The sequence below is a fragment of the Pseudomonas sp. EMN2 genome (assembly GCF_009650555.1).
Lineage (GTDB): Bacteria > Pseudomonadota > Gammaproteobacteria > Pseudomonadales > Pseudomonadaceae > Aquipseudomonas > Aquipseudomonas sichuanensis.
Map to the genome: position 1 here is coordinate 30,154 of NZ_VZZR01000057.1, position 11,630 is coordinate 41,783.

At 64.5% G+C, this 11,630-nt stretch carries 10 protein-coding genes; 1 reads left to right on the top strand and 9 read right to left on the bottom strand.

From position 1 onward, the window contains the following. Window positions 1-82: 82 nt before the first annotated feature. The 9 genes from F6X61_RS17735 to F6X61_RS17775 all read right to left on the bottom strand — a co-directional run bounded on the left by F6X61_RS17735 (window position 83) and on the right by F6X61_RS17775 (window position 9,370). Window positions 83-781: a LexA family transcriptional regulator gene (locus tag F6X61_RS17735; RefSeq protein WP_153787704.1), complete on the bottom strand. Its 699-nt coding sequence runs from the start codon at window positions 779-781 to the stop codon at window positions 83-85. Window positions 782-944: 163 nt separating this feature from the next. Next, window positions 945-1,472 (bottom strand): inorganic diphosphatase, encoded by a 528-nt coding sequence (ppa, locus tag F6X61_RS17740; protein WP_003255365.1) that lies wholly within the window; start codon window positions 1,470-1,472, stop codon window positions 945-947. 93 nt (window positions 1,473-1,565) lie between these two features. Continuing rightward, window positions 1,566-2,381, bottom strand: coding sequence for a zinc-dependent peptidase (locus F6X61_RS17745; RefSeq protein ID WP_153787705.1), 816 nt, complete (start codon window positions 2,379-2,381; stop codon window positions 1,566-1,568). 5 nt (window positions 2,382-2,386) lie between these two features. Then, window positions 2,387-3,034: a DedA family protein gene (locus tag F6X61_RS17750; protein ID WP_153787706.1), complete on the bottom strand. Its 648-nt coding sequence runs from the start codon at window positions 3,032-3,034 to the stop codon at window positions 2,387-2,389. A 331-nt stretch (window positions 3,035-3,365) separates the two neighbouring features. Further along, window positions 3,366-3,824 (bottom strand): GNAT family N-acetyltransferase, encoded by a 459-nt coding sequence (locus F6X61_RS17755; protein WP_153787707.1) that lies wholly within the window; start codon window positions 3,822-3,824, stop codon window positions 3,366-3,368. A 107-nt stretch (window positions 3,825-3,931) separates the two neighbouring features. Then, entirely contained in the window at window positions 3,932-4,750 is an 819-nt protein-coding gene (gene eutC / locus F6X61_RS17760; RefSeq protein ID WP_153787708.1) for an ethanolamine ammonia-lyase subunit EutC, read from the bottom strand. A gap of 8 nt (window positions 4,751-4,758) precedes the next feature. Further along, window positions 4,759-6,153 (bottom strand): ethanolamine ammonia-lyase subunit EutB, encoded by a 1,395-nt coding sequence (locus tag F6X61_RS17765; RefSeq protein ID WP_153787709.1) that lies wholly within the window; start codon window positions 6,151-6,153, stop codon window positions 4,759-4,761. A 49-nt stretch (window positions 6,154-6,202) separates the two neighbouring features. Further along, window positions 6,203-7,651, bottom strand: coding sequence for an ethanolamine permease (gene eat / locus F6X61_RS17770; protein ID WP_125857293.1), 1,449 nt, complete (start codon window positions 7,649-7,651; stop codon window positions 6,203-6,205). A gap of 198 nt (window positions 7,652-7,849) precedes the next feature. Further along, entirely contained in the window at window positions 7,850-9,370 is a 1,521-nt protein-coding gene (locus F6X61_RS17775; RefSeq protein ID WP_125462456.1) for an aldehyde dehydrogenase family protein, read from the bottom strand. Between the two features lie 268 nt (window positions 9,371-9,638). Here F6X61_RS17775 and F6X61_RS17780 point away from each other — a divergent pair, with 268 nt between their 5' ends. Then, complete coding sequence (locus F6X61_RS17780) at window positions 9,639-11,603, top strand: sigma-54-dependent Fis family transcriptional regulator (RefSeq protein WP_153787710.1); 1,965 nt, start codon at window positions 9,639-9,641, stop codon at window positions 11,601-11,603. Window positions 11,604-11,630 lie beyond the last annotated feature (27 nt).

The following is an 11,630-nucleotide window of genomic DNA, read 5'->3' on the forward strand; positions in this document are numbered from 1 at the left end:
TTGCACCATCAGGGGGCGTGATGTGGCGCGTAGCATACTAGGGCTCACCGGGGATGCCCAGCAAAAAATGGTGCGAAGTGTTTCAGCATGGCCGCGCCGGGCGCAGGCAGGACCACCAGAACACCCAGCCGAGGACTACCAGCTTCTGCGTTCTGCGCTGCTGGGCGGTGAAGCGCTCCACCGGGTGGTTGAGACGGTCGTGGCTGTGCAGGCACAAGGTGCCGTTGTTGCCTTGGGTGAGTCGGTGCACGCGCAACCGGCCGTTGTGCAGCAGTGCGTAGTATTCGCCTTCGATCACCCGGGTAAAGCTGGAGTCGATGGCCAGGAGCGTGCCCTGGGGCAATAGCGGCGCCATGTTGCTGGCCGGCATGCCGATACAGAAGGCGTCGTGCGCGGCAACGCCCACGCTGTCGAGGGCTTGGCGGGGGATCGGCTGGAACAGCTCGGGTGTGGCACTCAGGCTACCCTGCTGCAACTGGTGCAAGGGTAGTCGCACGCTTTGCGCGCCCAGCGCCAGCAGCGGGGCAGGGGCTTGCGTGGGGGCAAGGGCAGGGCGGGCAGGCGCGAGAGGGTCGGGATGTTTGGGGCCTTCGCCGCTACGTAGCCAGCGCGGGTACACACAGAACAGGTCGGCGATTTCGTCGAGCCGGGCTTGCGGCACGCCACGCTTGAACCAGTTGTTGATGTGTTGGGGCGTGACATTGCGCTGGGCAGCAAAGTCGGAAGGGGTCAGGTTGCACTCCAGCAGGAGGGCTTTGAGGCGATCACCGGATGAGTTCATGTTGGCGAGTCTATCGCCCTGATTACTGTGTGGAAATGAACTCGATGTGGAGGCGATCTGTGGGAATTATTACGGTTCGCAGGCATTTGCCTAGGAGTAGGTAGGAATTTTCCATCGCCCACAAAAAAGCCCTGCCGAGGCAGGGCTTTTTCATGCGTCAGCTTCAGCCTTTGTAGGCAGCAACCGACTTGGTGATCGCGGCGCGGGCGGCGTCGGCGCCTTCCCAGCCTTCGATCTTGACCCACTTGCCCTTCTCCAGATCCTTGTAGTTGGCGAAGAAGTGCTCGATCTGCTGGATCAGCAGGGCTGGCAGGTCGGTGTATTCCTTCACGTCAACGTACAGCTGGGACAGCTTGTCGTGCGGGACGGCGATGACCTTGGCGTCGCCGCCGCCGTCGTCGGTCATGTTCAGCACGCCGACCGGGCGGGCGCGGATGACCGAGCCTGGAGCAACCGGGTACGGGGTGACGACCAGCACGTCCAGCGGATCACCGTCGTCAGCCAGGGTGTTGGGGATGAAACCGTAGTTGGCCGGGTAGAACATCGGGGTGGCCATGAAGCGGTCGACGAACAGGGTGTCGCTGTCCTTGTCGATTTCGTACTTGATCGGCGCGTGGTTGGCCGGGATCTCGATAGCGACGTAGATGTCGTTCGGCAGGTCTTTGCCAGCCGGGATCTTGCTGTAGCTCATTGGGCTATGCCCCCGTGTTTGATCAAAAAAAGTGGCGCGATTATAGGCACATTCCGACTGGGCATGCCACGCCCGGCCTGATGTGCGGGGCTGTCAGGCGTGGTTTTCGCGGTAGTCCGGATGCTCGGCCTGCAGGCGTGCCAGACGGGCCAGCGGGTCCTGGCGGTAGAACAGCGACAGCTGAAGGTAGACCTTTGGATAAGCGGCATGCAGCAGGTCGGGGGCGCTGAAGAAGTACTCGCTGCTGACGGCGAAGAACTCCGCTGGATTCTCTGCCGCGTAGGGGTCGATGGCGGTCTCGGCGTCGGGGTTGGCGTCGAGCTGACGGTTCAGGTCGTCGTAGGCATGCTGCATGGCGTTGGCCCAGTCTTCGACCTGCATGCCGCTGTGCAGCGGTGGCAGGCCGTTGGCGTCGCCATTGAGCATGTCGAGCTTGTGCGCCAGTTCGTGGATCACCAGGTTGTAGGCTTCCCAGCCGCCGCTGGCCAGCACCCCCGGCCAGGCCAGGATCACCGGGCCCTGCTGCCAGGCTTCGCCACTGTGCTCGGCGTCCCACACGTGTTCCACGCCGCTGCTGTCGCGATGGCGCTGGGGGCTGAGGAAGTCGTCGGGGTAGAGGATTAGCTCATGGAACCCCTGGTACCAGTTCAGCTCGCCCAGGTGCAGCAGTGGAAGCTGGGCCTGGGCGGCGAGGAACAGACGCTGCTGGTCATCCAGTTCGACCCCGGGCAGGGCGGTCAGGTGCTTGTCGTGCAGGAACAGCACGCAAGCCTCGCGCAGCCAGCGGTCTTCGTCGTCGCTGATGCCGTCGAGCATTGGCAGGCGCTGGCGGATGGCCTGCCACAGTTGCTCATCGACCGGGTAGCGGGCCAGGGTGCGCTGGCGCCGCCAGGCGCTGAATGACCACATTCGCGTCAGTGGGCCTTGGCGGTGCGGCCCAGGCGGCCGCGCAGCAGACCGAGGAGCATCGGCACCAGCGACAGGATGATGATGGCCACCACCATCAGCGACAGGTGTTGCTTGATGAACGGCACATTGCCGAAGAAGTAGCCCAGCGTGACCAGGCCGCCCACCCACAGCAGCGAGCCGGTGATGCTGAAGGCCAGGAAGCGCGGGTAGTGCATGTGGGCAATACCGGCGACGAACGGCGCGAAGGTACGCAGGATCGGCAGGAAGCGGGCGAGGGTGACGGTCTTGCCGCCATGGCGGGCATAGAAGTCGTGGGTCCGCTGCAGGTAGTCCTGGCGGAAGATCTTCGAGCTGGGGTTGCTGAACAGCCGTTCACCAGCCGTGCGCCCGATCACATAGTTGGTGCTGTCGCCGAGGATCGCCGCCGCCATCAGCAGGCCGGCCAGCAGCACCGGGTCCATGCCGCCGCCTGCGGCCACGGCACCGGCGATGAACAACAGCGAGTCACCCGGCAGGAAAGGCATCACCACCAGGCCGGTTTCGCAGAAGATCACGGCAAACAGGATGGCGTAGATCCAGGGGCCGTAGTTGGTGACCAGCAGATCGAGGTAGGCATCGAGATGCAGGATGAGGTCCAGCGGGTTGAAATCCATGTACAGCACCTGAGTTCAAGACCCGCTTCCACGGGCGCGCGATGACGGACAGCGTCTTGGGCGTGGGCAGATTCACCTGGGGAAAGGTAACTTTTCACACATGACTGGACGAGGATTATACGGCGAAGCGCCGATTGTGCCCGGAGAGTTTGTAGCGGAGCGTTACGACAGCATGCATAACCTGTGGGAGCGGCTTTAGCCGCGAAGCTAGCGACGCGATGCATGGCACCGGCTGCGCCGGTGTTCGCGGCTGAAGCCGCTCCCACAGGCCTCTGCCACACCAACTACATCTGTGCAGATCCGTGAGAGCAGCCTCGCGCAGCGCTTGCGATCAATCCTGGGTGATCGGCAGGATGTAGTTCTCGAACTCGGTGTCCTTGCGAAAACCCATGGACTCGTAGGTCTTGCGCGCCACCTCGTTGTCGCTGCTGGTGGACACGCGCATGCGCACGGCGTTCGACTCCTTGGCCATCTTCTTGGCTTCGCGCATCAGGTGGTCGGCTACCAGCATGCGTCGCGAGTCTTCGGCGACGTAGATGTCGTTGAGGATCCACACACGTTTGAGCGACAGCGACGAGAAGCTCGGATAGAGCTGGCAGAACCCCAGCAGTTTGCTGTCGTCGTCAACGGGCAGGGCGAGGTAGATGATCGATTCGCCGCGCTTGAGGCGCTTTTCCAGGAAGCTGCGGGAACTGTCCGGATAAGGCAGCTGGCCATAGAACTCACGGTACTTCACAAACAACGGCGTGAGCAGGTCGAGGTGCTCCAGGGTAGCCTTGATGATTCGCATGTGCGGGCCTCAGTGTCCATTTTGGGGGATACGGCGGATTGCCAGCAGTCATCTGCATGCTGCCTAAAGCAGCCTACAAGTGCAATCCGCCTTCCGTGACATGTTTTTTACCCTTCCCCGAGCAGGAAGTTTCCGTTTTTTTTGCCCGAATGGTCACTTTCAATGCTGTGGACCTCGGCTTCGTCCTTGAGATTCACCCCTGAAAGCTGGCGCTTGCAGGCTTCGCGCATCAGGTAGAGCAGGCGATGGGCGGCCATGCCATAGCTCAGGCCCTCCAGGCGCACGTTGGAAATGCAGTTGCGGTAGGCGTCGGTCAAACCGACCTTGGGCGCGTAGGTGAAGTACAGCCCGAGGCTGTCGGGGGAGCTTAGCCCCGGGCGCTCGCCGATCAGCATCACGGTCATGCGGGCCTTGAGCAGCTCACCCACTTCATCGGCCACCGCCACCCGGCCCTGCTCCACCAGCACCACCGGGGCGCTGGTCCAGCCGTCGGCGGCGGCCTGCTCCTCGAAGCGGCTGAGGAAGGGCAGGGTATGGCGATGCACGGCCAGGGCCGACAGGCCGTCGGCGACGACGATGGCCAGGTCGACGCCCGCCGGGTTGGCCTGGGCGTGATCACGCAGTTGCTGGGCAGAGTCCGCGTGCAGGCGCCGGCCAAGGTCGGGGCGCTGCAGGTACTGGTGGCGGTCGCTGGCGGCGCTGTGCAACAGCAGGCTGTCGCGGCCACGCTCACTGAGCTGCTGGCGCAGGCCGGCATGGTCGAAGGGCAGGTGCACGGCATCGCGGGCCTGGGCGTGGGCGTACTGGAAGTCCAGTTGCGCGCTGGTCGGTAGGCTGATGCCGGTACGGCCCAGGGCGATGCGTGCCGGGGTGAGGTTGCGCAGGGCCAGCCAGGGGTTTTGCTCGGTAGGGGTATGTCGGTCCATGGGCGCTCCTAGGCCAGTTGCGCGAGCGCGTGGCGGAAGGCCGGCGGCAGGTTGTCGCCGAAGCGCACACGGCCATCGGCCTGGGTGAAGATGCCGGTGCGTTCGAGCCACGCTTCGAATTCCGGCCCGGGTTTGAGGCCGAGGGTTTGCCGTGCATACAGCGCATCGTGGAACGAGGTGGTCTGGTAGTTGAGCATGATGTCGTCGGAGCCGGGGATGCCCATGATGAAGTTGATCCCGGCCACGCCCAGCAGGGTGAGCAGGGTGTCCATGTCGTCCTGGTCGGCTTCGGCATGGTTGGTGTAGCAGATGTCGCAGCCCATCGGCACGCCCAGCAGCTTGCCGCAGAAGTGGTCCTCGAGGCCGGCGCGGATGATCTGCTTGCCGTTGTAGAGGTACTCCGGGCCGATGAAGCCGACCACGGTGTTGACCAGGAACGGCTTGAAATGCCGGGCCACGGCATAGGCGCGGGTTTCGCAGGTTTGCTGGTCGACGCCGTGGTGGGCGTTGGCCGACAGGGCGCTGCCCTGGCCGGTTTCGAAGTACATCAGGTTTTGCCCGAGGGTGCCGCGCTTGAGCGACAGCCCGGCCTCGTAGCCTTCCTGCAGCACGTTGAGGTTGATGCCGAAGCCGGCATTCGCCGCTTCGGTGCCGGCGATCGACTGGAACACCAGGTCCAGCGGCACGCCACGGTTGATCGCCTCGATGCTGGTGGTGACGTGGGTCAGCACGCAGGACTGGGTGGGGATCTGGTAGCGCTGGATGATGTTGTCGAGCATCACCAGCAGGTCGCAGATCGAGGCGATGCTGTCGGTGGCCGGGTTGATGCCGATCATGGCATCGCCGTTGCCGTACAGCAGGCCGTCGAGGATGCTGGCGGCGATCCCGGCGGGTTCGTCGGTGGGGTGGTTGGGTTGCAGCCGCGTGGACAGCCGCCCAGGCAGGCCCATGGTGCCGCGGAAGGCGGTGACCACGCGGATCTTCTGCGCCACCAGCACCAGGTCCTGCACCCGCATGATCTTCGACACGGCCGCTGCCATTTCCGGCGTCAGGCCTGGGGCCAGGGCGCGCAGGCTGTGTTCGTCGGCCTGCTCGCCGAGCAGCCAGTCGCGCAGGCCGCCGACGGTCAGGTGGCTGACCGGGGCGAAAGCCTGCGGGTCATGGCTGTCGATGATCAGCCGGGTGATTTCATCGTCTTCGTAGGGGATCAGCGCTTCGCTGAGGAAGTGCTTGAGCGGGATATTGGCCAGGGCCATCTGCGCGGCGACCCGTTCGCCATCGTTGCTGGCGGCCACCCCGGCCAGGTAGTCGCCCGAGCGTGCCGGGCTGGCCTTGGCCATGACCTCTTTGAGGCTGTCGAAACGGTAGAGCTGGTTGCCCACCGTGTGTACGAAACTTGCCATACAGAATCTCCAGGGCGCCGCAGGGCTGGCCTGCGGCGCGGGTCGACGATCAGTGCAAGGCCTCTTCGGCCTTCTGGATCGCGGCGAATTCCTCTTCCGGCGTGCCGGCCACCAGGTGGTGGCGGCTGTAGAACGCAAAGTAGGCAATCAGCACCGCATAGATCACCGCGGCGCCAATCACCACCCGTGGGTCGACCAGGAAGCCGGCGACCACGGCGATGCAGGCCAGCACCAAGGCCACGCCCGAAGTGAAGATGCCACCGGGGGTGCGATACGGGCGCTCCATTTTCGGGCGACGGATACGCAGGGTGATGTGCGCGGCCATCATCAGCACATAGGACAGCGTAGCGCCGAATACCGCCACCAGGATCAGCAGGTCGCCCTGGCCGGTCAGCGACAGGGCGAAGCCAATGATCCCGGGGATCACCAGGGCCAGTACCGGGGCCTTGCTCTTGTTGGTCTGCGACAGTTTGCGCGGCAGGTAGCCGGCGCGGGACAGGGCGAAGATCTGCCGCGAATAGGCGTAGATGATCGAGAAGAAGCTGGCGATCAGGCCAGCCAGGCCGACCAGGTTGACGAAGCCGCCCATCCAGGTGGAGCCGCCGTAGGCTTTGGCCAGCGCCTCGACCAGCGGGTTGCCCGAGGCCTTGAGGGCGTCGGCGCCTGCGCCGCCGGGGCCGACCACCAGGATCAGCAGGGCGAAGGCCAGCAGCACCAGCATGGCGCCGATCAGGCCGCGCGGCAGGTCGCGTTTCGGGTTCTTGGTTTCTTCGGCGGCCAGGGGCACGCCTTCGACGGCGAGGAAGAACCAGATCGCATAGGGGATCGCGGCCCACACGCCGACATAGCCGAACGGCAGGAAGCTGCTGGCACCGACAGCGTCGGTCTTGGCGATGTCGAACAGGTTGGCTGCATCGAAATGGGGCACCATGCCGATCAGGAACACCGCCAGGGCGATGGCGGCGACGGCGGTGATGATGAACATCAGTTTCAGCGCCTCGCCCACCCCGAAGATGTGGATGCCGATGAAGATGATGTAGAACGCCAGGTAGATCATCCAGCCGCCGATGCCGAACAACGACTGGCAGTAGGCACCGATGAACACGGCGATGGCCGCGGGGGCGATGGCGTACTCGATGAGGATCGCCGTGCCGGTAAGGAAGCCGCCCCAGGGCCCGAATGCGCTGCGGGCGAAGCCGTAGCCGCCACCGGCGGTGGGGATCATCGAGGACAGCTCGGCTAGCGAGAAGCACATGCACAGGTACATGGTGGCCATCAGCAAGGTGGCGAGGAACATGCCGCCCCAGCCGCCCTGGGCCAGGCCGAAGTTCCAGCCGGCGTAGTCGCCGGAAATCACGTAGGCCACGCCCAGGCCCACCAGCAGGACCCAGCCTGCGGCGCCTTTTTTCAGTTCACGTTGCTGGAAATACTCGGAATTGACCTTTTCGAAGTCGACGGAGGAGCTTGCCGGCGCGCCGGCGGAATGATCGCTTGGCATGGATTCACCTGTTGTTTTTCTTGGTGGCCGGAAGGGTTCCGGGCCTTGGTGATTTGTGTTGCAGGAAGCGAGCCAGAGCGGTTGGGGCCGTTTTGCGGGCCATCGCGGGGCAAGCCCGCTCCCACGACTGCCGTGTGAGGTCGGCGTGGGAGCGGGCTTGCCCCGCGATGGGCTGCGCAGCAGCCCCAATGCACTGTTTTAGAAGAAGCCCAGCGGGTTGATGTCGTAGCTCACCAGCAGGTTCTTGGTCTGCTGGTAGTGGTCGAGCATCATCTTGTGGGTTTCACGACCGACGCCGGACTTCTTGTAGCCACCGAACGCGGCATGCGCCGGGTACAGGTGGTAGCAGTTGGTCCACACACGGCCGGCCTTGATGCCACGGCCCATGCGGTAGGCGCGGTTGATGTCGCGGGTCCACACACCGGCGCCGAGGCCGAACTCGGTGTCGTTGGCAATGGCCAGGGCTTCGGCTTCGTCCTTGAAGGTGGTGACGCTGACCACCGGGCCGAAGATTTCTTCCTGGAACACGCGCATCTTGTTGTTGCCCTTGAGCAGGGTCGGCTGGATGTAGTAACCGGTGGCCAGCGAACCTTCGAGTTGCTCCACCTTGCCGCCGGTCAGCAGCTCGGCGCCTTCTTCCTGGGCGATCTTCAGGTAGGACTGGATCTTGTCGAACTGCTGCTGCGAGGCCTGGGCGCCGACCATGGTGTCGGTGTCCAGCGGGTCGCCGCGCTTGATCTGCAGCACCTTCTTCATCACCACTTCCATGAACTGCGGGTAGATCGACTCCTGTACCAGCGCGCGCGACGGGCAGGTGCACACTTCGCCCTGGTTGAAGAACGCCAGCACCATGCCTTCGGCGGCCTTGTCGATGAAGCTCGGCTCGGCCTGCATGATGTCTTCGAAGTACACGTTCGGCGACTTGCCACCCAGCTCGACGGTGGACGGGATGATGTTCTCGGCCGCGCACTTCATGATGTGCGAGCCGACCGGGGTGGAGCCGGTGAAGGCGATCTTGGCGATGCGCTTGCTGGTGGCCAGCGCTTCACCGGCCTCGCGGCCATAGCCTTGCACCACGTTGAGCACGCCTTTGGGCAGCAGGTCGCCGATCAGTTCCAGCAGCACGGTGATGCCCAGCGGGGTCTGTTCGGCGGGCTTGAGCACCACGCAGTTGCCGGCGGCCAGGGCCGGGGCGAGCTTCCAGGCGGCCATCAGCAGCGGGAAGTTCCACGGGATGATCTGCCCGACCACGCCCAGTGGCTCGTGGATGTGGTAGGCCACGGTGTTCTCGTTGATCTCGGCGGCGCCGCCTTCCTGGGCGCGGATGCAGCCGGCGAAGTAGCGGAAGTGGTCGACGGCCAGCGGGATGTCGGCGTTGAGGGTTTCGCGGATCGGCTTGCCGTTGTCCCAGGTTTCGGTGATGGCCAGCAGTTCGAGGTTCTGCTCGATGCGATCGGCGATCTTCAGCAGCACGTTGGAGCGGTCCTGCACTGAGGTGCGGCCCCAGGCGTCGGCGGCGGCGTGGGCGGCGTCGAGGGCCTTGTCGATGTCTTCGGCAGTGGAACGAGGAAACTCGGCGATCGGCTGGCCGTTCACCGGCGAGGTGTTGGTGAAGTACTCACCCTTTACCGGAGGAACGAACTCACCACCGATGTAGTTGCCATAGCGGGTCTTGAAGTTGACCTTGGCGCCCTCGGTACCGGGATGTGCGTAACGCATGGTGTGTCTCCTGGTCTTTGTGATTGTTGCGGAGTTACCAAGCGTAGAGCAAAGGTCGGGCCAGTGCTGGCAGGCCCTTGTAGATCAAAGACTTGGGTCATTTTTCCACGCGGGTCGGCACGGCTCTGTACCAAGGCTGGCACGGGCTGGGTGACACTTTGTACCGTTCATGGCACAGGCGGTGACTCGGTGGTCAGCCAGCATTGCAAAGCGTCCGTGCCTGGAGGATGCTGGCGCAACGCTCTCTATCTGCGGAGAACAACAACAAATGCAGAGCAACCCGTTCAGCCGCCACGCCCAGCAAGTGCTGACTGTCGCCCATGGCCAGGCCAGTGGGCCGGGCAGCGACCCCTCCATCGCCCGCTCCTGGCTGCGTTGCCTGGAGGACTACCACCTCGACCCCGCGCGCGCCCAGGCCCCGGTGGTGCTCGAACACGGCCGCCTGCTCGAAAGCCGCGAGCGCCTGCAGCAGGTGCTGCAGATCGCCGACAACGAGATGAACAGCCTGCACCAGCAGCTGTCGGGCAGCGGGCATGCAGTGCTGCTCACCGATGCTCGTGGGGTGATCCTCAACTGCGTGACCGCACCCAGCGAGCGGCGCATTTTCGAGCGTGCCGGGTTGTGGCTCGGTGCCGACTGGAGCGAAGCGCGCGAGGGCACCAACGGCATCGGCACCTGCCTGGTCGAGCGCCAGGCCCTGACCATCCACCAGGGCGAGCACTTTCGTGGCCGTCATACCGGCCTGACCTGCTCGGCCAGCCCGGTGTTCGACCCCCACGGTGAATTGCTGGCGGTGCTCGACGTGTCGTCAGCGCGGCCGGACGTATCGCGCCAGAGCCAGTTCCACACCATGGCGCTGGTCAACCTTTCGGCGAAGATGATCGAGAGCTGCTACTTCCTGCGCCACTTCGAGCAGCAATGGCTGCTGCGTTTCCATCTGCAGGCCGAGTCGGTCGGCTTGTTCAGCGAGGGCTTGCTGGCGTTCGACGGCGACGGGCTGATCTGCGCTGCCAACCAGAGCGCGCTGAACCTGCTGGGCAGTATTCGCGGTGGGGTGCTGGGCAAGCCGGTTGATCGGTTCTTTGCCTGCAGCCATGACGAACTGTTCAGCCGCGCCACGGCGCAGGGCAGCACGGCGTGGCCACTGCATACCCGCGATGGCCGGCAGGTGTTCGCCAGCCTGCGTGGCCAGGCGCGTAAACCTGTGTGGTCGGTGCCGGCGGCATTGCCCCAGGCACGCCAGGCCGTCGAGCCAGGCATCTGCCTGCTCGACCCGGCGTTGCAGCATGACTTTCGCCGGGCGGTGCGGGTCTTCGAGCGGGATGTGCCACTGCTGCTGCGCGGTGAGACCGGTTGTGGCAAGGAGGCGTTCGCCCAGGCCGTGCACCAGGCCAGTGCCCGCCGGCACAAGCCCTTTGTGGCGATCAACTGCGCGTCGATCCCGGAGAGCCTGATCGAGAGCGAGCTGTTCGGCTATCGCGGCGGCAGTTTCACCGGGGCGCGCAAGGAAGGCATGCGCGGCAAGCTGTTGCAGGCCGATGGCGGCACCCTGTTGCTCGACGAGATCGGCGACATGCCGCTGGCGTTGCAGACCCGGTTGCTGCGGGTGCTGGAAGAGCGTCAGGTGGTGCCGATTGGTGGTGAGCCGCAGGCGGTGGATGTGCGAATCGTCAGTGCCACTCACCGTGATTTGCTGGAGCGGGTGCAACAAGGCACATTCCGCGAAGACCTCTATTACCGCCTCAATGGACTTGAGGTGGCTTTGCCGGCGGTGCGTGAGCGCAGCGACAAAGGCCAGTTGCTGGATTTTTTGCTGCGTCAGGAGGCCGAAGGGCAGTCGCTGGCTATCGAGCCTGCGGCGCGTCAGGCGCTGCTCGATTTCGCCTGGCCGGGTAACGTGCGGCAGATGCGCAATGTGCTGCGCACGCTGGTGGCGTTGTGCGAAGAGGGACGGGTCGAGTACCAGGATCTGCCCGCAGTTGTGCGCGTGGGAGCGGGCTTGCCCCGCGATGGTGTCGGCAGGACTTTCGATGTTGCCCGGTCGGACGCCATCGCGGGGCAAGCCCGCTCCCACGATGGTCATGCCCGGCTTGAGAATGCCGAACGCGATGCATTGCTGGCAGTACTGGAAGCCAACCGCTGGCACATGACCCATGTCGCCGAGCACCTGGGGATCAGCCGCAACACCCTGTATCGGAAACTGCGCAAACACGGCATCGCCAGGGCTGGTTGAGCGAAACAGCGGGTGCGATTTCCCGCG